Source organism: Bartonella taylorii 8TBB, from assembly GCF_902825155.1.
Taxonomy (GTDB): Bacteria; Pseudomonadota; Alphaproteobacteria; order Rhizobiales; family Rhizobiaceae; genus Bartonella; species Bartonella taylorii_A.
Window position 1 is genome coordinate 81,601 of record NZ_CADEAG010000002.1, and the last position, 21,076, is coordinate 102,676.

Consider the following 21,076-nt stretch of genomic DNA (forward strand, 5'->3'; position numbering starts at 1 on the left):
CTCTCATTTCATCCTCTCTTTTGATGAAGCAGAAAAATCATTCTCTTGTCTTTCACCAAGAGGAAATAACGTGTAGATAAAAGCCGTTTAAGAAAGGAATAGAAATGCCTCACATGAATTATCTTAATGCAAGAATAGTTGCATCATTTGGAGTTTGCAAAAAAAAATGACGCCAGCTTATACCCGTCACAGATAGTACTATGAAATAGGGTTAAGGGTAAAACGAGAGATATTTCTTTAAGGCAAGTGCGTGAATGAATAATATAATAATGTGCCATTCTTCGTAAGGGGTATTCTCCATTAAAAAAACACTTTGTTGTTTGCTTCATAAATGTAAAATAAGACGAAATCGGTATTAGGTGTTATGTTTAAATAATATAATATCGCCGTCTTGCACAACGTATTCTTTGCCTTCATCGCGGGCTTTGCCTGCTTCTTTTGCGCCATTTTCTCCACCTAGAGCAATATAATCATCGTAGCTGATGGTTTGAGCACGAATAAAGCCACGTTCAAAATCTGAGTGAATTACGCCAGCTGCTTGGGGTGCTTTCGTGCCACGCGTAATTGTCCAAGCTCGTGTTTCTTTAGGACCACAGGTGAAATAAGTAATGAGGTTAAGCAAATGATAACCAGCGCGAATGAGGCGATTGAGACTCGGTTCGAAGAGTTCTAGGGCATTAAGATACTCTGAGGCTTCTGCATCATTAAGTTGGGTAATTTCAGCTTCGATGGAAGCAGAAATGATAATGCTTTGAGCGTTTTGCTCTGTTGCCATTTTCTCAACCGTTTGGGTAAAGCTATTTCCATGAGCGGCGTCATTTTCACTTACATTGCACACATAAAGTACAGGTTTGGAAGTTAAAAGATTCAAACTTTCAAGGATGCGGCGTTCATCGGAAGAGATATTTTTAAGTAATAACCGGACGGGACTTCCTTTCTGCAGCAAGTTTAATGCTGCTTCCATAACGGGAAGAATTATTAGAGCTTCTTTATCTTTTCCGGTTGCACGTTTACGGATTTGTACGATTCTCCGCTCAAGACTTTCAAGATCCGCGAGCATGAGTTCCGTTTCAACAGTTGTGGCATCAGAAACGGGATCAATGCGTCCTTCTACATGGGTAATATCTTCATCTTGAAAACAGCGTAAAACGTGGATAATGGCATCGACTTCGCGAATATTGGCTAAAAATTTATTACCTAAACCTTCACCTTTTGAAGCGCCACGTACAAGTCCGGCAATATCAACGAAACTGATGCGTGTGGGAATGATTTCTTTTGAACCAGCGATAGAGGCAATTTTTTCCATTCGCAAATCTGGAACTGCAACTTCGCCCGTGTTGGGCTCGATCGTACAAAAAGGATAATTGGCAGCTTGTGCTGTCGCTGTTTTTGTTAATGCATTAAAAAGGGTTGATTTACCAACATTGGGTAATCCCACAATACCGCATTTAAAACCCATGAATGTCTTTCTTTTCTATTGATTTTATGGTCAAGATAAAACTTTTTAGAAAGTTCTATAGCATATTTTGAGAAGAGTCATAGTCTCCTGTTGCTGTAGATAAAAAAAAAGTCTATGTCGATAAACGAATCTGTTTTTTTGCCATATTCTAAATACTCCCTATCTTATATCAGTAAGAGAATTCAGAATTAACGTTAACAATGTGCTAAGTTTTTCATAGTATGCAAATCTACATAAAAAATTAATTGGAGAAAATATAAGAGTGTTATCTCGTCTTGCCTTTTTAATTGCAGTACCTTTGGCTTTGGTTGGATGTGCTACGCGTCAGTCGGATATGTCGTTTGTTTCTTCTCAACAAGTTCGATACATCCCAGCAGAGATGCAGGCTTTGTACGGCCCTGTAACAAATGAGCCTTATTTATTGCCTGCTGTTGATCTTTCGACAATTGAGCCAAAATTTTGGCGTCAAAAAGTAATTTATTATACGTCTTATCCACCTGGTACATTGGTTATAGATACGCAGGAGCGTTTTCTTTACCTTATTGGTGAAAATGGGCAAGCTTTGCGTTACGGTATCGGGGTTGGTAAAGAAGGGTTGGCGTTTGAAGGTGAGGGGGTTGTGCAGCGCAAACGCCGATGGCCAAATTGGGCTCCTACAGCGGCAATGATGGCTCGAGAACCAGAACGTTATGGTCATTTGGGGAAAGGAATGCCACCGGGTCCTGATAATCCATTGGGGGCACGAGCACTTTATCTTTTCAAAAATGGACAAGATACACTTTTCCGCATTCACGGTTCACACGAGTCGTGGTCAATTGGCCATGCTATTTCAAGCGGGTGTATACGTTTGCTCAATCAAGATATTATTGATCTTTATGATCGTGTTCCCACTGGTTCGCGTGTAGTGGTGTTGCAAAATGGTGAGAGTAGATCTCGTGTTTTAAGTCAACAATCAAAAGTTTACGATCCATTACAGTCAACAATCAATCCAAATTCAAGTGAAATTTTTTAATTCCAAGGAGGATAAGCTTATTTAGTGTTATTCGATCATTTTGGGCTTTCTGCTAATGAGCTCTCTCAAAAAAGTGCTATGCGCAAGAATTGTACTAAGTAGTATTGATTATGTTTTATGTTCTAGCGAAATGGGTTGTTATTGTGAAGATCTTTGTTTTTCATTGTTTGTGAAATTTCGTTCATAAAGAGGACTTTGTTACCTTTTATGAGAGAAGCAATGCTTTTTGCGATTGCCTCTAAAAGAGGAGGGAGCCATTCTTGGTCAGATTTTGTAAAATTTCCTAAAACATGCTGATGAACAAGTTCTTTGGTTCCAGGGTGCCCGATTCCTAATCGTACACGGCAGTAATCATTCCCGCAATGGGCATCAATAGACTTTATACCATTATGTCCATTATTTCCTCCACCAACTTTTACACGTACTTTTCCTGGCGGTAAATCTAGCTCATCACAAATGATGATCAAATTCTTCAAATCTAATTTATAAAATCGTAAGGCTTCACCAATAGCTTGGCCAGAAAGATTCATGAATGTTTGAGGTTTTATAAGAAAAGTTTTTTCACCATTTATGAGACCGTTGGCAATTTCGGCTTGAAATTTTTTTGACCATGGAGAAAAAGAAAAAGATTGGTAAATAGCATCAACAGCCATGAATCCGATATTATGGCGGTTATTTTTGTATTGTGAACCAGGATTGCCAAGGCCAGCAATAAGCCACATGTGCACCTTCAGTAAAGTGTGAGCGGTTAATAAATGTCTAAAAAGTTAAGGCGGGAAAATTCCCGCCTGCTAAAACTTATCAAGTTTCTTTGTTGTTCTCGTCATTTTCTTGTTCGGAAGGTTCATCACTGACATCCATGCCAGCAGGAGCTGCGATGGTTGCAATAGTAAAGTCCCGGTCTTGGATGACTGGAGTAACATCTTTTGGCAGTTGCACTGCTGAAATATGGATAGAATCACCAATAGAGTAGCTGGAGAGATCAATCTCAATTGCTTCAGGGATAGCATTTGCTGGAGCGATACATTCAATTTCGTGTCGAACAATATTGAGGACGCCTCCTTTTTTAAGTCCAGGAGCTGTGTCTTCATTGAGGAAGTGTACAGGAATATTCACTTCCACAACAGATTTTGCTGAAATACGCAGGAAATCTACATGTAAGGGAAAGTCACGCACGGGGTCCAATTGGTAATCTTTTGGTAAAACCGTAACTTTTTGTTTGCCAATTGCAATAGTTGCAACAGTGGTACGAAAACCACCGGCGTGAATTTTGTGGAAAATTTCTTTATAGGGAACTGCGATTGCCAAAGGAGGCTGTTTTTCACCATAAATGACAGCAGGAATGAGACCGTTGCGGCGAAGTTCACGGGAGGACCCCTTACCAACCCGCTCGCGTATCTCGGCCTTAAGAGTGTAGCTTTTGCTCATGATTTAAGTCCTTTTACATGATTGGAGATCCATCAAAAACCAACAACAGTTTTTGCATGAATATGAAGATATGCACTGCCAAGCAGCGATTGCTCCATTCTGCGTTGCCTCCAAGGGTGTCTACGCAGAAGTTTTTCTATAATTCAAACTATTCACAGATGCAAGAGTTGTGGGAAAAATCGATGATTTCTATCGTTTAGAGAGAGGAAATGTTACAAGCATAGTTTAGATGGAGAATAAATAACTTCACTTGCTGATATATTCAAAATCAAATACTGGAGATGCTATGAAGGTTGAGATTGCCTTGGGTGAGATGGCAGAATGTCGTGCTTTGTGTAAATCTGTACCGGCTTTTGTTGATTTAGAAGAATTATTGGCGACGCGTCTTCTTGTGCAAGGCAATTCCGGTTCAGGAAAATCACATCTTCTTCGCCGCCTTCTTGAACAAAGCGCTTCATGGGTACAACATTGCGTGATTGATCCAGAGGGTGATTTTGTCACTTTAGCAGATAAATTTGGTCATGTTATTGTTGAGGCTCAATGCAGTGAACTAGAATTGACACGTATTGCTCAACGCATTCGTCAACATCGGGTTTCGGTGGTGTTCAATCTTGAAGGTTTGGATACTGAACAACAGATGCGCGCTGTGGGGGCTTTTCTTGGTGCATTGTTTGATGTGGAACGTGATTATTGGTATCCCATGCTCGTTGTTGTTGATGAAGCACAATTATTTGCTCCAGCTGCGGCAGGAGAAGTTTCTGATGAAGCGCGTAAAATTTCACTGAGTGCTATGACTAATCTTATGTGTAGAGGGCGCAAACGTGGTCTTGCGGGTGTCATTGCTACACAGCGTTTGGCTAAACTTGCCAAAAACGTAGCTGCTGAAGCCTCAAATTTTTTAATAGGGCGAACTTTTTTAGATATTGATATGGTGCGTGCTGCTGATCTTTTGGGAATGGAGCGTCGCCAAGCGGAAATGTTCAGAGACCTTGAGCGCGGTCATTTTATAGCTTTAGGCCCCGCTTTATCAAGGCGTTCCTTACCAATTATTATTGGTCCTGTTGAAACATTGGCACGTTCTTCTAGCCCAAAATTAATGCCGCTTCCAACAGAGCGGATTGATGTAAAAGAGCTTGTTTTTACTGCTTCACCGGAGGAAATTTTAATTCCATTTAAACAATCACGAGAGTTGGTAAAAGAAAAATCAATTCATGAGATGTTAGAAGAGGCTGTGCATAAAAAACAAGAGTTATTAGAAGAAGAACCAGACTTATTTCCTGAACTGTCTATTGTTGATCGTGATAACCAAGCAGAACGTGTTATTCGGGAAATTCTTGATGATCCCGAGGCTTCTTATCGTTCAACCGCGGTGCTTTATCAAGATTTTTTGGTTCGTTGCCGTATTCATGGTCACTCAGGAGATTTTTTAAACCTTTCGCAATTTCGGCGTAAATTAGCTATTGCTCAGGCTTGTGTTGACGAAAAAATCGCTATTAGTGAAAGCTGGAAACGCGTTTTACATCTATCGGAAAGTTTGGAAGACGATGTCCAAGGTGTTTTTTTGAATGTAGCACAAGCCGCTTTAAGCGGACAACCATGCCCATCAGATGCATTTTTGGCACGTCTTTATGGAACCCATTCTTTAAGTCGTGCACGTCGACTTTTAACCTACTTTGAAGAGCGTGGACTTATTGTCATTCATACACATTTGAGTGGTCAACGTATTATAGCTTTCCCTGAGCTTGGTGTAGAAACAGCACTAGGAGATCCCAAGGCACCAGTTTAACCAAATAAGCTTGAAACAGATTGTTCAGCTGCTGTTCTTGCAATTGCTTCTCCAATTAAGTCGGCAATTGGCAGAACACGAATATTATGTGCCTTTTCAATTACTTGTGTTGGCATAATTGAATCTGTAATAACCAATTCTTTCATTTCTGAATTTGTAATGCGTTCGATAGCATTCCCAGAAAGAACACCGTGTGTGATGTAAGCGGTGACGCTATTGGCACCGTGTTTAAGGAGAGCACTTGCTGCATTGCATAGCGTTCCACCTGAATCAACAATATCATCGAGCAAAAGACAATCTTTTCCAGATACATCTCCAATGATATTCATAACCTCTGATTCACCAGCACGTTCACGACGTTTATCAACAATAGCTAGCAAACTGTTTAAGCGCTTGGCAAGTGAGCGCGCGCGCACCACTCCACCGACATCAGGTGAAACAACAATTACATTTTCAAGGGGGTAATGGATCTTGACATCGCGAGAAATAACAGGAACCGCATAGAGATTATCCGTTGGAATATCAAAAAAACCTTGAATTTGTCCTGCATGAAGATCCAATGTTAAAACACGATGGGCTCCTGCTTCAGTAATCAGATTGGCAACAAGTTTTGCTGAAATGGGGGTCCTTGGTCCAGGTTTACGGTCTTGGCGAGCGTAACCAAAATAGGGTATAACAGCTGTGATACGACGCGCTGAAGAACGGCGAAGAGCATCAATCATGATGAGCAATTCCATCAAATGATCGTTTGCAGGATAGGAGGTGGATTGCAAAACAAACACATCTTGTCCGCGGACATTTTCATGTAATTCTACGAAAATTTCTTGATCAGCAAAGCGCTTCACAGTTGCTTTACCTAATGGGATGTTTAAATAACTTGTAACATCTTCAGCTAAACGTGGATTAGAATTTCCGCAGAAAAGTTTCATGGTAGAACCTCTGAATAATCACAGTAGAGTGCGACAACGCCTTTTAACTTCTTGTCACCAGATTGCAAGGAAACAATTACGAAAGCATTACAATTTTATCTATCATTATTAAAGAGGGATGCATTTTGTTTTTTCTTTTTCCAAGATTTTTGTTATTTTTAGAGCAATGTTTTCTATCCATGGAGAAAAAGATACATATTGATTAAGCTTTTTTTACTTTCTTTATAAAAGAATAGCTTCAATATGAGCGGTTTCTTATGTGTGAAATGGACCAAGGGAAGCCGCTGTTAAAAAGAATTTCTCTTAAACTTAATCATCACAATCCAATATTGAAAATAATAATAGCCAAAACATTCACATTTTGTACGTTAATGAATTATTAAAAAAAGCACAGTGTAAGAGGTCTTATTGTTTTATTTAAGTAGAAATTTTATTTTGTAGTTTTGGTCTTCTCTTTTGCAAAAAGGTTTTATTATTTCAGCATAATAGCAGAAATTTGCCGTCCATAATCAGGTTCGTTGCGGTGTGTTGCACGACGATAGGAGAAAAAGTGCTGTTCATCTTGGTAGGTGCAAAGCTCCACACAAGAAGCATGAACTCCTGCTTCTTGTAGTTGATTCATAATGAATGCCCATAGGTTGAAGTGAAAGTGATTTACTTTATCTGTTTTTAAAAAATATTTTTGGAACTTATTCTGGCAATCAATAAATTGCTTGTAAAACTCGCTTGTTACTTCGTAGTGGCAAGGACCAATACAAGGTCCAAGGACTGCTGTTATTGATTGTCTTTTGGCTCCTTGTTCTTCCATAACAGAAATTGTTTTTTCTATAATTCCATTTAAGCTTCCTCGCCAGCCAGCGTGTGCTGCAGCGATGACACCTGCTTTGGGATCAGCAAACAGAACTGGTCCACAATCTGCTGTGAGAATGCCGATTATGAGTTCTGGCATGGTTGTAACAAGAGCATCAGCTTTAGGAGGCTCATCAACAAAAGCTTGATTAACCACTACAATTTCACAAGAATGTATTTGATTGACAGTGATTAAACTTTGTACTTCAACATCAAAATAATCAGCGATTAAAATGCGGTTTTGTGCAATATTTTTAGGGTGATCATTTGAACTTTGTCCAACATTAAGGCTTTGATAAAGGCTTTTAGAAACCCCACCTTGACGTGTAAAAAAACCATGCCTTATCCCATACGGGTGTAAAGCAGAAAGATCTTTTGCAAGGATGGGATGAAGCACAGGATTCATAAAAGTTCCTTATGTGGATGGTTATTTTTCAAGTGAGAATGGTGTGTGAGATGTTTATATTTGTCAATGCGTATTATTACTGGGCGTACTATTGTTGGTAGTCACAATCTAGGTGGCAATGGTATGTTTTTATCACTCACATATAAGACTTTAAACAATTTACCCATTTGATCTGGGCCGGCTAATCGTTCGATATCTTGGTGAATTTTGTTTTGCACTGTAACACTTTTGCCGACTCCAAGCTGTGCTGCGCGTTCCAGCAGTCCCATTTTTAAAAGGAAATCTCCTTGTTGTAGAATTTCAGCAAAGCAGCCTTGTTCAAGGGCGACTTTTTTTAAAAAGAAAAAACAAACATGTGATGTTAAATCATGTTCACCGGGAGCATCAAAAATATCACGAAATTTATGTTTTGAGATTGCTTGCAGCGTATCACCAAATGCAAGATCAGAAGCTCCATAATCAATAAGTAAAGCAGAACCTTTCATTTGTATCAAATGGTTACTGATTTGTTGCATTAATTGATGCCGTGAGGGTGCATGTTCAAAAATTGTTCCATCAGGTATTTCAGAACAGTAGGATTGTAAGCAAGAAGAAGGAAGTTTTCTTGGGGCAGCAATAAATATGAAGTTTCCATCTTGATTGATTGTAATGCGACGTTCTTTCCATTCTCCTTTGACTTTAATATATTGGTTGATGGGGAGTGTATCGAAGAACTCATTGGCAATTAAGAAGAGAGGTTTTGAAGGGATTTTATCAAAACTTTCAATATTGTAGATTTGTTTTTTATAAGGTAAAAGACGTTTCTTTTGTTCTTTTGCAAGCTGTTTACTTATTTCAATAAGAAAAATTTCAGCAGCATTAAATGCTGTGGTGGATAATTTTTGAATGGTGCGCAAAATATCATCCATCAAAGTTCCACGTCCTGGACCTATTTCGGCGAGGATGAAAGGATTGGGACAACCTTGAGCTTTCCAGTTTGCAAGAGTCCAAATGCCAATCATCTCTCCAAATAACTGGCTTATTTCAGGTGCTGTAATGAAATCACCAGCTCTCCCAAAGGGTGTTTGTGTTTGATAGTAGCCAAACTGGGGGTCTGTGAGTGCTAATGTCATATATTGACTGACAGTGATTGGCCCATTAAGCGCGATAATTTCCTTAATTTTTTCTTTGAGAGTAGCCATTTTCTGTAGATTTGTGTTTGAAGGCTCGGAAAAGGAGATAAAATCCCAAAACAAGCATGGGAAGAGATAAAGCCATGCCATAGGTAAACCCCATAGAATGGAAAAGGGTAGAAAACCATTCTGGATCTTCTTGAGGTGCACGGTAAATCTCTGAAATACTGCGTGCTATTGCATAGCCTATGATGAATATTCCTGATACGGCACCAGGGCGTTTTAATGCTTTGAAAGCAAAAATAAGAATAAATAAGATGATGAAGAGAAGAAATCCTTCCATAAACGCTTCATAAAGTTGGCTTGGATGGCGTGGTAAATAGTAAGGATCTAAGGGAAAGCAAACAGCCCAAGGGTATGTGGTAATATTACCCCATAGTTCTTGGTTAATGAAGTTGCATATTCGTACAATGCCAATACCAATAGGGGCACCTGCCGCAATTATATCAAACATTGCTTGTATGCTGATATTGTTTTTACGAGCAAACCAGATCATTGCAATGATGATGGCAACAAGCCCACCATGAAACGACATTCCTCCATCCCATACTGCGATAATGGCGTTTGGATGGCTAAAATAATAAATGGGATCCCATACAAGCACTTGTCCTAAGCGGCCACCAACAACGACGCTGATAGCAGACCAGACAACAAAATCTCCAATCGTCTGGTTGTCCATGGGAGGCTGATTTGCATGCCATAGGGATTGTTTTTTTAATAGTTTTTGTGCATACCACCAAGCAAAAAGAATGCCCACCACGTACCCAAATCCGTACCAATGAAGAGCTACAGGACCTAAGTGGATAATTACGGGGTCGAGAAAAGATGGAAAAGCAATGGCTGGACAAGAAAGACTGTTCATGAGTTAAGCATTTTACATTATATGAAGTTACATGGTGGACAGAAATGACAGATGAATACACAATGGTCAAGTCAGAAGGGTAATAGGTTTTCACTAGTTTATATGTGGTAAAAGAAGTGTAAAAAGACTTAAAAAAAATTTCAGAGAAAAATCTGCATGGTAAGATAAAATCTATCGGATAAAAGGAACAAATGCAGTATCTAAATGTTATGAAAATGCGTTATAGTGCGTGTGTCAATAATTAAAATGTAAGGAAAAACATTATGCGTAATGGATCAAACCGTATTCTTGATGAATTGGCAAAATTAGCAACGGATGCCGCTGATGTTGTGCAAGGTATACGACGTGAAGCTGGAACAGCTTTTCGTTTTCAGGCTGAAAAGATAGCCAACAAACTTGATCTTGTTTCACGTGAAGAATTTGAAACGTTTAAGGAGATGGTGCTGAAAGCACATGCCGACAATGCTGATTTGAAAGGGCGCCTCGATGATTTGGAAAAAGCGCAAACCCGAAAAAAGTAAAGTAGTTTTTATAAAAAATAGAGTTTTAGAAAAAATATCCCCAATTTTTCAATAGAATGTATGAAACTAAAAAATGCTTAATCCTGAGTCTGTTAGAGCAGATTATCTATTTGTTTCTTGTAAAAAAACACTTTTTTGAATGTGGGGGACTGGTACTATGAAATTGTATCAATACACTGAAAAAGCTTGATGATTCGTTTTATTGTTATCAGGCTGCCGCAGGAAGCATTATTGGGTTCTGTGGGGTGTGTGCTGTCGATGTTTTTAATGTGTATTTGTTTGGTGTAAAGGCTTTGATTGTAGCAAAATGTTGTTACAGTTTTTAGGCTGATTATGTTCTGTTGACAATGTTTTAATATGATTGAGGATTATGATGAGGCTTGCATTTTGCACCACAGAAAGAGAAGAGCATCCTGTTGACTTTATCGAACAGATTGCTTGTAAATATGATTGGTCGTTTGAACGGGACGCACAAGATGAAATTAGTGTTTGTGTGGAAGGAAAAAGGGCAAATTATCACCTTGCTTTTTCATGGATGGAAGAGCAGGAAGCTCTTCATTTGGCTTGTGCATTTGATCTTTCTATTGAAAACGCTCGTATGGCAGAAATGCATCGCTTATTGTTAGCAATTAATGAAAAATTATTGCTGGGACATTTTGATTATTGGCAAGGGAATCATTCGGTTATTTATCGACAAGGACTTCTTCTGGCTGGTGGAGTACATCCATCTCATGTACAGGTTGAAACATTGTTAATAAATGCTCTTAAAGTCTGTGAAAGCTATTATGTTGCATTTCAGATGGTCGCTTGGTGTGGGGAAAGCGCTTGCAAGGCACTGCAATATACTTTGTTTGAAACTGTAGGGAATGCCTAAATCTTCAAGTTTATTTAGCTTTTTTTCTTATAGATGATTTATGAAATATTGCTAAAGGGGGACATCAATAATAGCGCGCAAGCCCCCTAGAGGGCTATCGTCCAATTTAATATTGCCTCCATGGCTACGTGCTATATCTTGAGCAATAGAAAGGCCAAGTCCTGTTCCACTCGCATCTTGATTTCGTGCTTTATCAAGTCTAAAGAATGGCTTAAAGACTTCTGAGCGCATATTTTTATGAATACCAGGTCCATCATCGTCAATAGTTATGATGAAAGATTCTTGTTGGGATATTGCTGTTAGTTTGACAGTATTGGCGTAACAAAATGCGTTTGACACAAGATTGCTGATGAGACGCGTGAAGGCACTTGGGCGTACTTGTATTTGTGTAGGGCCTTCAATGATGTAGGAAAATTTACGTTTGTGAAGATGCGCATCGGTAGAGAATTTTTGCATAAGAGCATTTAAATCAAAGGTTTTGACACATTCACTTCCTTCACCACGTGCAAAAGCAAGGTAATCTTCTAACATATTTTGCATGTCGCTTACATCTTGCTCAAGTGGCTTACTATCAAAGTCAGTATTTGCTAACGCTAGCTGAAGTTTAAAACGGGTGAGAATGGTTCTTAAATCATGGCTTACACCCGAAAGCATCATGGTGCGTTGTTCGATTTGCCGTTCAATACGTTCACGCATGCGTAAAAAAGCAAAGCCAGCACGACGGACTTCATCAGCTCCTTGTGGTTGAAACCCTTCTGGTAAAGGACGACCGCGTCCAAAACTTTCTGCTGCTTCAGCCAATTGTTGAATTGGTTTGATTTGGTTACGCAGGAAGTAAATCGCTATCAATAATAAAACAAGAGCTGTTCCTACCATCCAGCTTAAAAAAATAGCGGTATTGGAAGCGTAGGCTTGGCTGCGTGGTGCAAAAACACGCAAGATGCTGTGACCAAGGTGAATACGAATTTCGACAAGATCAGAATCTCCTACGGTATCAATCCAGAAGGGGCGGTTAATTTGGCGAGTAATTTCTTCACTTAGAAAATAATCAAGAATTGCAAAAAATGGTTTCGGTCCTGGGGGGGGAAGGGGGGATGGGGGGAGGATAGAAATGTTTAATCCCATACGTTGTTGTGCAATGCGCTTGATATCTTCATAGTTATCTTGTTGCTGATATGTTTCAATGATATCGATAATGGCTGAGATATCGTGGACAACAGCGGTTGAAAGACGCTCGGTTACCATTTGCCAATGACGTTCCATAAAAACGTAAGCAATCACTGTTTGCAAGAGTACCATAGGAGCAATAATAATGATCAAAGAGCGGGCATAAAGCCGTTTAGGCATCTTCTTTGTTAACCATCCGACGATTTTTTTTGAGGTTTCAATCATTGCGTGTCTATTCAATTGAGAGTTTATAACCTATTCCTCGCACGGTCTGGAGCCATATCGGGAGAGCTGGATTTTTTTCGATTTTACGACGGAGACGATTGATCTGTACGTCAATGGCACGTTCACCGGTATTGTTATCGTCTGTTGTAAATTTATGACGTGGAATGATATCACCTGCATTTTCTGCGAAAAGAACCATCATTTTTTGTTCTTTATCTGTCAGTTTAATCACTTCTCCCCCTTTTTTTAGCTCGCGCCGTGCAATTGAAAAGATATATGGTCCAAAAACGATCTGCTCGATTTTAGGTTGGTTTAGTAGAAAACCACGTCGTAAAATAGCATTAATGCGAAGTAAAAGCTCACGAGGATCAAACGGTTTAGCAAGATAGTCATCAGCGCCTGCTTCTAAGCCATGGATACGGTGGTCTGTTTCCGATAAAGCTGTAAGCATGAGGATAGGAACATCTTTTGTTTGTCGCAGTGAGTAGGTGAGATCGATGCCGTTTTCACCGGGCATCATGACATCAACTATAAGAAGGTCAAAATCTAAGCATGCGAGTTGTCGTTTTGCTTCATCGGCATTGGCTGAGACTGAAACGCGAAAACCATTTTTAATGAGGAATTGAAATAAAAGATTGCGAATACGGGTGTCGTCATCAATCACAAGAAGGTGAGGTGCATCGTCACACAAAACTTCAACATGATCGGTCATTCTTAAAAACCTTGACAAAAATTTAGTTTACACAAAACTTAAGTTTACATAAGTTATATAAAGCTGTCGAGCAGTCTATTTTTTATAAAAGGGGAGGAAATGTGCCTTGTAAGCTTGGAAGAATTTTATTTTTGAAAAGGGCATCATGAATAATTTTAGTACACATATTATTCCAGTTACACCTTTTCAACAAAATTGCACCCTGCTTTTTGATAATGAACAAAAAGTAGGGGTTTTGGTTGACCCCGGTGGTGATTGGCTTCGCGTTCAAGAAGTGATCCAGAAAAGGGGTGTTACCGTTGAAGCTATTTGGATAACACATGGTCATTTTGATCATGTAGGAGCGGCAATGCAAGCGAAAGAGGCGCTTAATGTTAAAATCATTGGTTCTCATCGTGATGACAAGCCCCTGATGGATGTTGTGAGTGAAAGCGCAAAAAGTTACGGCATTAGAGATGCATGCATTTGTATCCCTGACCAATGGTTAGAAGATGGTGAGTGTGTTCATTTTGCTGGACATGAGTTTAGGGTTTTGCATACACCGGGACACTCCCCTGGTCATGTCATTTATTTCAATGAAAAAGAACGCTTCGCTTTATTGGGTGATGTCCTTTTTCGTGGTTCTATTGGACGTACGGATTTTCCATTCTGTTCTCATGAAGAATTGATGAGATCTCTTAAGGAAAAAGTTTTGCCCTTAGGTGATGACGTTTGTTTTATTTGTGGGCATGGTCCAGGAAGTCGCATAGGCTATGAGCGCCAAAACAACCCTTTTCTTCAAATGGTTAGCATATAAACACAAAAAACGCTCTAGAGCATTTTTTGTGCCATTTAAGATTTCTTTTGCAAACTGTTACAGAAACTAATTTATTGGAGCATAACAAAAGTGTTCCAAACCATTCCGGTCTCGAAAAGTGCCTGTTTTAGGGTTGAACGAACGGTATTTTTTCTTGCAATAGTTAAGCCAATTAGGTGCCGACGATTGCTGGAGTGGCTCATATTCCACCGTTTGCGGAGCTTCATAAATTATCTGTTCTTGTGGAACCTGTTGATATACAACTTGATGCTGTGGTGCTATTTGATAAACAATTTGTGGTTGTTCTGGTTTTTTTAAAATTTTGCCGAGAAGTGCACCTGCTGCAAGAGCAAGAATGCCCATTGCTAAAGCTTCTCCTGAGTTATTTATATTAATACTACTGTGTTTTGTCTTTTTGCGCTCGACATAATGATATGTCTTGTGTTCAAAATGATGATGTTGTTGTGCTCCCCATTGATGGCTGACATAATGACGCTTGTGGGGATTATCAAAAGAGTGATGTTCACTATGAGAAAAATGGGAGCTAAAATTGTGAGACGGTAAACCAGCCTCCCTCCTTATTTCTCTTATCGTATCATAGTTATGATACCATGCCATATCCGCAAGCGTTGCATTTAGCGGCATAAAAACGGTTACAGTTGACATTGCTGACAATACCGCTAGCTTGATCACTCTTTTCATAATGATGCTCCTTATGTAAATTCGTATTTTTCACATCCTACACGTTTCAAACTGAATAGAGCCTGAACAATTTTGGACTTTATTGTGACAAAAAATAAAAATTCATTTAGTTAAACCTATTGCCAATACAATAAAATAAAATCATGACAGAATTTTGATTTCAATTAATGTACTCTTCTTAAGGTTAATTAAGCAGCGTGTATTGAGAGCAGCAGATTTTTACTATTGGTTATAAATTCTTTATTTATGAGTGCTTTATTTATTGCTTGATACAATATGAATTGAACAATGGGTGTATGAATAAAAGTTAGCATTTTTTATCATAAGCTTATGGTGCTATGATAAAATCTTATTTTACTTTATTTGTGTGATAGAATACAGTCCTGTTTGACTACTCTCTTGTGAGGCTATTGAGTTCGATATTAGATTATAACTGTATAAAATAATATATTGCGGGAACTTTTTTTGATATATGGGAAACATTCTCTTTAATTTTTTTGTGCTCGTTTAGGTTTTAGAAGTGTTTTTGGCGTGTTTTGATAGTTTTAGGGATTTTTTTATAATGTGGTTTAACAAGGAAAATTGCTAAAGGGGACATCAATAATAGCGCGCAAGCCCCCTAGAGGGCTATCGTCCAATTTAATATTGCCTCCATGGCTACGTGCTATATCTTGAGCAATAGAAAGGCCAAGTCCTGTTCCACTCGCATCTTGATTTCGTGCTTTATCAAGTCTAAAGAATGGCTTAAAGACTTCTGAGCGCATATTTTTATGAATACCAGGTCCATCATCGTCAATAGTTATGATGAAAGATTCTTGTTGGGATATTGCTGTTAGTTTGACAGTATTGGCGTAACAAAATGCGTTTGACACAAGATTGCTGATGAGACGCGTGAAGGCACTTGGGCGTACTTGTATTTGTGTAGGGCCTTCAATGATGTAGGAAAATTTACGTTTGTGAAGATGCGCATCGGTAGAGAATTTTTGCATAAGAGCATTTAAATCAAAGGTTTTGACACATTCACTTCCTTCACCACGTGCAAAAGCAAGGTAATCTTCTAACATATTTTGCATGTCGCTTACATCTTGCTCAAGTGGCTTACTATCAAAGTCAGTATTTGCTAACGCTAGCTGAAGTTTAAAACGGGTGAGAATGGTTCTTAAATCATGGCTTACACCCGAAAGCATCATGGTGCGTTGTTCGATATGGTTAGAAGATGGTGAGTGTGTGCATTTTGCTGGACATGAGTTTAGGGTTTTTCACACACTGGGACACTTCCCTAGTCATGTCATTTATTTCAATGAAAAAGAACGCTTCGCTTTATTGGGTGATGTCCTTTTTCGTGGTTCTATTGGACGTACGGATTTTCCATTCTGTTCTCATGAAGAATTGGTGAGATCTCTTAAGGAAAAAGTTTTGCCCTTAGGTGATGACGTTTGTTTTATTTGTGGGCATGGTTCAGGAAGTTGCATAGGCTATGAGTGCCAAAACAACCTTTTTTTCAAATGGTTAGCATATAAACACAAAAAACGCTCTGGAGCGTTTTTTGTGCTATTTAAGATTTTTTGGTAGGACGGAACAGAAATTAATTTATTGGAGCATAACAAAAGTGTTCCAAACCATTCCGGTCTCGAAAAGTGCCTGTTTTAGGATTGAACGAACGGTATTTTTTCTTGCAATAGTTAAGCCAATTAGATACCGACGATTGCTGGTGTGGCCCATATTCCACCGTTTGCGGAGCTTCATAAATTATCTGTTCTTGTGGAACCTGTTGATATACAATTTGATATTGTGGTACTATTTGATAAACAATTTGTGGCTGTTCTGGTTTTTTTAAAATTGTACTAGGAGTCGTATCTGCTTTTGTCTTTTCGCGCTCGACGTAGTGATATGTCTTGTTTTCAACATGTTGATGATGGTGATGGTGATGGTGATGGTGATGGTGATGATGTTGTTGCTGCTGTTGTTGTTGTTGCTGTTTCTTGCTTTTGTCTTTGTCACTAGAACACCCGTGGAAATCATCAATAAACTTTTGAAAATCATCAGAAAAAAAGCCGCGGTTTCTATCAGAACAATGGGAACGAGACAAACTAGAACGCCAGATATCATCAATTTTCTTATCAATTTCCCTTGTCGCATCATCTATTTCTTTCGTGATAGGGTGAGTAAGATCCCATATTATATCCGCAAGCGTTGCATTTAGCGGCATAAAAACGGTTAGAGTTGACATTGCTGACAATACCGCTAGCTTGATCACCTTTTTCATAATGATGCTCCTTGTGTAAATTCGTATTTTTCACATCCTACACGTGTCAAACTGAATAGAGCCTGAACAATTTTGGACTTTATTATGACAAAAAAAATAAAAATTCATTTAGTTAAAGCTATTGCTAATACGATAAAATAAAATCATGACAGAATTTTGATTTCAATTAATGTACTCTTCTTAAGGTTAATTAAGCAGCTTGTACTGAGAGCAGCAGATTTTTACTATTGGTTATAAATTCTTTATTTATGAGTACTTTTTTATTGCTTGATACAATATGAATTGAACAATAGGTGTATGAATAAAAGTTAGCGTTTTTTATAATAGGCTTATGGTGCTATGATAAAACCTTATTTTACTTTATTTGTGTGATAGAATACAGTCCTGTTTGACTACTCTCTTATGAGGCTAAATATTGAGTTCGATATCAGATTATAACTGTATAAAATAATATATTGCGGGAACTTTTTTTGATATATGAGAGACATTCTCTTTAATTTTTTTGTGCTCGTTTAGGTTTTAGAAGTATTTTTGGCGCTTTTTGATAGTTTTAGGGATTTTTTTATAACGTTGTTTAACAAGAAAAATTGCTTAAAAAGTCAATAATTTTAAGAGTTTTTTGTAAAATGTTCTTTCTTATGTTGTTTTAAACAAATTGGAGCATCCTTAATGTTTGAGGTTATCTATTTTTAGGGCAATATTTGTTGCTTTTCATTTTTAGTTATTTTTTTAGAAGAGCAAAAGATTATTTTTGGTGATTTTAATTTTTTCGCTCCTTTGTTGGACGCGTTTTTTTTCGTTTTATGGTCGCTTGGTTAGGGGTGCTTTTACGAGATTTTCCTTTTCTATTTTCCAAAATACCAGTATCCATGGTTGGTCCCATGTGATCAAGGTCTGGTTTGGAGAAAAGACTTGATTGTAATATCGGGTCATGGCTGGATTGTTCTCTATGATGTGTTAAGGGATTCTCCGCGATTTCTAGTTCTATCTTTTGTAATTGTTTGATTTCATCGCGAAGTCGTGCTGCCTCTTCAAAGTCAAGATCAGCAGCTGCTTCATGCATTGATTTTTCAAGGGATTTAATGTGGAGTGTTAAATTGTTGCCAACCATATTGTTTTGCCTGATAAAATCAGGAATATTTGTGGAAGTATGGTTGTTTTCGCCTCCTGAATTGAGAATATCATTGATATTTTTTTTGATACTGGTTGGTGTGATATGGTGCTCTTCATTGTAAGCTATTTGTTTTTGTCGACGTCTTTGTGTCTCCTGTAAGGCGCGTTCTATGGAACCTGTGATTGTATCTGCGTAAAGGATAACGCGGCCATCTACATTGCGTGCAGCGCGTCCAATTGTTTGTACGAGCGAAGTTTCAGAGCGCAAAAACCCCTCTTTATCGGCATCTAGAATAGCAACAAAACCGCATTCTGGAATATCTAAACCTTCCCGAAGTAAGTTAATACCGATGAGAACATCAAAGGTGCCAAGCCGAAGATCACGTAGAATTTCAATACGTTCTAACGTATCAATGTCAGAATGCATATAGCGTACGCGAATGCCTTGTTCATGGAGATATTCTGTCAAATCTTCGGCCATACGCTTGGTTAGGACAGTTACTAAGGTACGGTAGCCTTTTTGAATTGTTTTACGAATTTCGTTCACAACATCATCGACTTGGCTGGAGGCTGGGCGAATTTCTGTTGCTGGATCAATCAATCCTGTTGGGCGAATAATTTGTTCAGCAAAAATGCCGTGAGCTTGTTCTATTTCCCAGCGTCCAGGCGTTGCAGAGACAGCAATAGTTTGTGGGCGCATGGCATCCCATTCTTCAAAGCGTAAGGGACGATTGTCCATACAGGAAGGGAGACGAAATCCATATTCTGCTAAGGTTGCTTTTCTTCGAAAATCACCTCGGTACATGCCACCAATTTGGGGAATAGTGACATGGCTTTCATCGATAAAAACGAGAGCATTGTTTGGAATATATTCAAACAAGGTTGGAGGTGGTTCACCGGGTTTACGCCCTGTTAAATAGCGTGAATAATTTTCAATTCCGGCGCATGAGCCGGTTGTTTCTAACATTTCCAAATCAAAAATTGTACGCTGTTCTAAACGTTGTGCCTCTAAAAGACGTCCCGCGGCATTTAATTCGGCAAGGCGTTGCACCAGTTCCATTTTGATGGACTTCATTGCCTGATTTAATGTTGGGCGTGGTGTTACGTAGTGTGAATTGGCATAAATTTTAATTGATTGAAGATCACCTGTTTTTTGGCCTGTGAGGGGATCAAACTCAGTAATTGTTTCTACTTCATTGCCAAAAAGAGAAATACGCCAAGCACGATCTTCAAGGTGGGCAGGAAAAATTTCAATTATATCTCCTCGGACACGAAAGGAACCACGAATAAAGTTGATATTTTGTCGACGATAGTGTTGAGCAACTAAATCAGTGAGTAATTGTCGTTGATTGAGTTTGTCACCTTTTTTTATTTCAAAGGTCATGGCAGTATAGGTTTCTACTGAACCAATTCCGTAGATACAGGATACAGATGCAACAATAATGACATCATCACGTTCAAGTACAGCACGTGTTGCAGCATGGCGCATACGGTCGATTTGTTCATTGATAGAAGATTCTTTTTCAATATAAGTGTCAGAGCGCGCAACATAGGCTTCTGGCTGATAATAGTCATAATAAGAAACAAAATATTCGACGGCATTGTGGGGAAAAAAGCTTTTAAATTCTCCGTAAAGCTGTGCTGCTAAAGTTTTATTTGGTGCTAAGATCAAAGCTGGACGTTGTGTCTTTTCAATGATTTTGGCCATTGTATAGGTTTTTCCTGAACCGGTAACACCCAAAAGCACTTGTGTACGCTCATCCTTTTCTATCCCTTCAATCAGAGTTTTGATTGCTTGGGGTTGATCCCCGGCAGGTTCAAAAGATGTTTCGAGTTGAAATGGAATGCCACCTTCAGATTTTTCAGGACGAGCAGGGCGGTGGGGTGTCCATAATACGCCATTCTTAAAAAGGGGATTGCCTGACGCAATCAGGGCAGAAAGAGCTTCTACTGTTGCTGTGACACCGTTTTTCATTATTGCATCCTTTTTGATATAAAAAAGTGCTTGTGGTTTTAAACGAAATACTCAATTTTACAATTTAATCGCGATAACGACAAAACGTTAATTAGCAGTTTTTTTCGGTTTATTGTATGTTTCATAGGATATTTGATAGGTTTGGGATATGAGACTAATTCTTTAAGGAGGTTCTTTGGGTTTTTAGAGGTGTGGTGACATTTGTAGTCGTTCATCTACACTATCTCATTTGCGCCATGCTGTTGACAGGGCGTTTATTTATAATATTTACTGTGGCTACCGTGGATAATGACTGTATGTATTGTAATTTGTTACTGGAAGAGTTGTGTATGTTTGATAAAGATCATTTCCATTTTTAAATGAGAGGTAACGAGATGATACCCAACCTGTTTGGGTGTTATATCTGATGTTGCACCAGTTCCTTTTACATGTTTGGACAAATACCAACTTTCCTGCGGGGATTAAGCCGCGAAGCGTATATTGAATGCTTGGTCCCGTTCTAAGATTAAGGTTGTTTGTGGTAAAGGCATCTGCAGCTCCGGATACCGTTGAGGTTAGAGAGAGAGAGCCAAAAACAAAAAAAATTACGAGCTTTTTCATTTTTTGTAGAGGCTTCCTTTAGAGATTTTCTTTTCTCTTCATATGAGATCTCTTCCGTTAGGTTATGATAAAACAGAAAAAAATACAATTATTTCTTCTTTAGAATTCTCATGGTTGGAATGCGGTTTGGCATTTTAAACGCTAAAATAGTAGATAGCTTAAACACAATTGGTGAATACTTTATTCCCTTTTTATTTTTATATGGAAAACGGGGATACTGTA

Annotated in this window: 18 protein-coding genes and 2 pseudogenes; 6 read left to right on the forward strand and 14 right to left on the reverse strand. The window is 38.6% G+C overall.

Annotated features, from left to right (window positions below; genetic code table 11):
* Positions 1-355: 355 nt before the first annotated feature.
* Positions 356-1,459: a redox-regulated ATPase YchF gene (gene ychF / locus J7R13_RS02540; protein WP_208437339.1), complete on the reverse strand. Its 1,104-nt coding sequence runs from the start codon at positions 1,457-1,459 to the stop codon at positions 356-358.
* 262 nt (positions 1,460-1,721) lie between these two features.
* Between ychF and J7R13_RS02545 the strand changes: the two genes are divergently transcribed.
* Positions 1,722-2,471 (forward strand): L,D-transpeptidase, encoded by a 750-nt coding sequence (locus tag J7R13_RS02545; protein ID WP_208437340.1) that lies wholly within the window; start codon positions 1,722-1,724, stop codon positions 2,469-2,471.
* A 122-nt stretch (positions 2,472-2,593) separates the two neighbouring features.
* Here the strand turns inward: J7R13_RS02545 and pth are convergent, their stop codons facing one another.
* Together pth and J7R13_RS02555 are read right to left on the reverse strand one after the other, a co-directional pair.
* Complete coding sequence (gene pth / locus J7R13_RS02550; protein WP_208437341.1) at positions 2,594-3,193, reverse strand: aminoacyl-tRNA hydrolase; 600 nt, start codon at positions 3,191-3,193, stop codon at positions 2,594-2,596.
* 79 nt (positions 3,194-3,272) lie between these two features.
* Complete coding sequence (locus J7R13_RS02555; RefSeq protein WP_004859614.1) at positions 3,273-3,899, reverse strand: 50S ribosomal protein L25/general stress protein Ctc; 627 nt, start codon at positions 3,897-3,899, stop codon at positions 3,273-3,275.
* A gap of 286 nt (positions 3,900-4,185) precedes the next feature.
* On the opposite strand from J7R13_RS02555, the gene J7R13_RS02560 reads away from it, so the two are divergent.
* Complete coding sequence (locus tag J7R13_RS02560; protein WP_208437342.1) at positions 4,186-5,685, forward strand: helicase HerA domain-containing protein; 1,500 nt, start codon at positions 4,186-4,188, stop codon at positions 5,683-5,685.
* Here the strand turns inward: J7R13_RS02560 and J7R13_RS02565 are convergent.
* The 4 genes from J7R13_RS02565 to lgt form a co-directional block, all read right to left on the reverse strand.
* Positions 5,682-6,614 carry a ribose-phosphate pyrophosphokinase gene (locus tag J7R13_RS02565; RefSeq protein ID WP_208434082.1) on the reverse strand — a complete coding sequence of 311 codons (933 nt, stop codon included), beginning with the start codon at positions 6,612-6,614 and terminating at the stop codon, positions 5,682-5,684. The genes J7R13_RS02560 and J7R13_RS02565 overlap by 4 nt on opposite strands.
* Positions 6,615-7,086: 472 nt before the next feature.
* A complete protein-coding gene (pgeF, locus tag J7R13_RS02570; protein WP_208437343.1) occupies positions 7,087-7,869 on the reverse strand; it encodes a peptidoglycan editing factor PgeF in 783 nt (260 codons plus the stop codon).
* A 101-nt stretch (positions 7,870-7,970) separates the two neighbouring features.
* Positions 7,971-9,050 carry a class I SAM-dependent methyltransferase gene (locus J7R13_RS02575; RefSeq protein ID WP_208437344.1) on the reverse strand — a complete coding sequence of 360 codons (1,080 nt, stop codon included), beginning with the start codon at positions 9,048-9,050 and terminating at the stop codon, positions 7,971-7,973.
* Positions 9,025-9,903, reverse strand: a complete 879-nt coding sequence (gene lgt, locus J7R13_RS02580) for a prolipoprotein diacylglyceryl transferase (RefSeq protein ID WP_208437345.1) — start codon at positions 9,901-9,903, stop codon at positions 9,025-9,027. Before lgt ends, J7R13_RS02575 begins: the two co-directional genes overlap by 26 nt.
* Before the next feature lie 263 nt (positions 9,904-10,166).
* Here lgt and J7R13_RS02585 point away from each other — a divergent pair, with 263 nt between their 5' ends.
* Positions 10,167-10,424 (forward strand): accessory factor UbiK family protein, encoded by a 258-nt coding sequence (locus tag J7R13_RS02585; protein WP_208432496.1) that lies wholly within the window; start codon positions 10,167-10,169, stop codon positions 10,422-10,424.
* A 373-nt stretch (positions 10,425-10,797) separates the two neighbouring features.
* Positions 10,798-11,298 carry a type III secretion system chaperone family protein gene (locus tag J7R13_RS02590; RefSeq protein WP_208437346.1) on the forward strand — a complete coding sequence of 167 codons (501 nt, stop codon included), beginning with the start codon at positions 10,798-10,800 and terminating at the stop codon, positions 11,296-11,298.
* A gap of 51 nt (positions 11,299-11,349) precedes the next feature.
* Here the strand turns inward: J7R13_RS02590 and J7R13_RS02595 are convergent, their stop codons facing one another.
* On the reverse strand, positions 11,350-12,690 hold the full coding sequence (locus J7R13_RS02595; RefSeq protein ID WP_208437347.1) for an ATP-binding protein: 1,341 nt from the start codon (positions 12,688-12,690) through the stop codon (positions 11,350-11,352).
* Between the two features lie 7 nt (positions 12,691-12,697).
* Entirely contained in the window at positions 12,698-13,402 is a 705-nt protein-coding gene (locus tag J7R13_RS02600) for a response regulator (protein WP_208437348.1), read from the reverse strand.
* 145 nt (positions 13,403-13,547) lie between these two features.
* Here J7R13_RS02600 and J7R13_RS02605 point away from each other — a divergent pair, with 145 nt between their 5' ends.
* Complete coding sequence (locus J7R13_RS02605; protein WP_208437349.1) at positions 13,548-14,198, forward strand: MBL fold metallo-hydrolase; 651 nt, start codon at positions 13,548-13,550, stop codon at positions 14,196-14,198.
* Between the two features lie 66 nt (positions 14,199-14,264).
* Here the strand turns inward: J7R13_RS02605 and J7R13_RS02610 are convergent, their stop codons facing one another.
* Together J7R13_RS02610 and J7R13_RS02615 are read right to left on the reverse strand one after the other, a co-directional pair.
* A complete protein-coding gene (locus J7R13_RS02610) occupies positions 14,265-14,900 on the reverse strand; it encodes a BA14K family protein (protein ID WP_208437350.1) in 636 nt (211 codons plus the stop codon).
* Positions 14,901-15,469: 569 nt separating this feature from the next.
* A pseudogene (locus J7R13_RS02615) lies at positions 15,470-16,105 on the reverse strand (sensor histidine kinase); the annotation flags it as partial.
* A gap of 1 nt (position 16,106) precedes the next feature.
* Here J7R13_RS02615 and J7R13_RS02620 point away from each other — a divergent pair.
* Positions 16,107-16,472, forward strand: a pseudogene (locus J7R13_RS02620) (MBL fold metallo-hydrolase); the annotation flags it as partial.
* A 13-nt stretch (positions 16,473-16,485) separates the two neighbouring features.
* On the opposite strand, the gene J7R13_RS02625 reads toward J7R13_RS02620, so the two are convergent.
* From J7R13_RS02625 to J7R13_RS02635, 3 genes are all read right to left on the reverse strand, one after another.
* Positions 16,486-17,166 (reverse strand): BA14K family protein, encoded by a 681-nt coding sequence (locus J7R13_RS02625; protein ID WP_208437351.1) that lies wholly within the window; start codon positions 17,164-17,166, stop codon positions 16,486-16,488.
* A 760-nt stretch (positions 17,167-17,926) separates the two neighbouring features.
* Positions 17,927-20,254 carry an excinuclease ABC subunit UvrB gene (uvrB, locus tag J7R13_RS02630; protein WP_208437352.1) on the reverse strand — a complete coding sequence of 776 codons (2,328 nt, stop codon included), beginning with the start codon at positions 20,252-20,254 and terminating at the stop codon, positions 17,927-17,929.
* Between the two features lie 276 nt (positions 20,255-20,530).
* Positions 20,531-20,854 (reverse strand): SH3 domain-containing protein, encoded by a 324-nt coding sequence (locus tag J7R13_RS02635; RefSeq protein WP_208437353.1) that lies wholly within the window; start codon positions 20,852-20,854, stop codon positions 20,531-20,533.
* Positions 20,855-21,076 lie beyond the last annotated feature (222 nt).

Bases quoted from the DNA above. Each gene is read 5' to 3' on its own strand.
- ychF (WP_208437339.1), bottom strand. From the start codon at position 1,459: ATGGGTTTTAAATGCGGTATTGTGGGATTACCCAATGTTGGTAAATCA.
- pth (WP_208437341.1), bottom strand. From the start codon at position 3,193: ATGTGGCTTATTGCTGGCCTTGGCAATCCTGGTTCACAATACAAAAAT.
- J7R13_RS02555 (WP_004859614.1), bottom strand. From the start codon at position 3,899: ATGAGCAAAAGCTACACTCTTAAGGCCGAGATACGCGAGCGGGTTGGT.
- J7R13_RS02560 (WP_208437342.1), top strand. From the start codon at position 4,186: ATGAAGGTTGAGATTGCCTTGGGTGAGATGGCAGAATGTCGTGCTTTG.
- J7R13_RS02565 (WP_208434082.1), bottom strand. From the start codon at position 6,614: ATGAAACTTTTCTGCGGAAATTCTAATCCACGTTTAGCTGAAGATGTT.
- pgeF (WP_208437343.1), bottom strand. From the start codon at position 7,869: ATGAATCCTGTGCTTCATCCCATCCTTGCAAAAGATCTTTCTGCTTTA.
- J7R13_RS02575 (WP_208437344.1), bottom strand. From the start codon at position 9,050: ATGGCTACTCTCAAAGAAAAAATTAAGGAAATTATCGCGCTTAATGGG.
- lgt (WP_208437345.1), bottom strand. From the start codon at position 9,903: ATGAACAGTCTTTCTTGTCCAGCCATTGCTTTTCCATCTTTTCTCGAC.
- J7R13_RS02585 (WP_208432496.1), top strand. From the start codon at position 10,167: ATGCGTAATGGATCAAACCGTATTCTTGATGAATTGGCAAAATTAGCA.
- J7R13_RS02590 (WP_208437346.1), top strand. From the start codon at position 10,798: ATGAGGCTTGCATTTTGCACCACAGAAAGAGAAGAGCATCCTGTTGAC.
- J7R13_RS02595 (WP_208437347.1), bottom strand. From the start codon at position 12,690: ATGATTGAAACCTCAAAAAAAATCGTCGGATGGTTAACAAAGAAGATG.
- J7R13_RS02600 (WP_208437348.1), bottom strand. From the start codon at position 13,402: ATGACCGATCATGTTGAAGTTTTGTGTGACGATGCACCTCACCTTCTT.
- J7R13_RS02605 (WP_208437349.1), top strand. From the start codon at position 13,548: ATGAATAATTTTAGTACACATATTATTCCAGTTACACCTTTTCAACAA.
- J7R13_RS02610 (WP_208437350.1), bottom strand. From the start codon at position 14,900: ATGAAAAGAGTGATCAAGCTAGCGGTATTGTCAGCAATGTCAACTGTA.
- J7R13_RS02625 (WP_208437351.1), bottom strand. From the start codon at position 17,166: ATGAAAAAGGTGATCAAGCTAGCGGTATTGTCAGCAATGTCAACTCTA.
- uvrB (WP_208437352.1), bottom strand. From the start codon at position 20,254: ATGAAAAACGGTGTCACAGCAACAGTAGAAGCTCTTTCTGCCCTGATT.
- J7R13_RS02635 (WP_208437353.1), bottom strand. From the start codon at position 20,854: ATGAAAAAGCTCGTAATTTTTTTTGTTTTTGGCTCTCTCTCTCTAACC.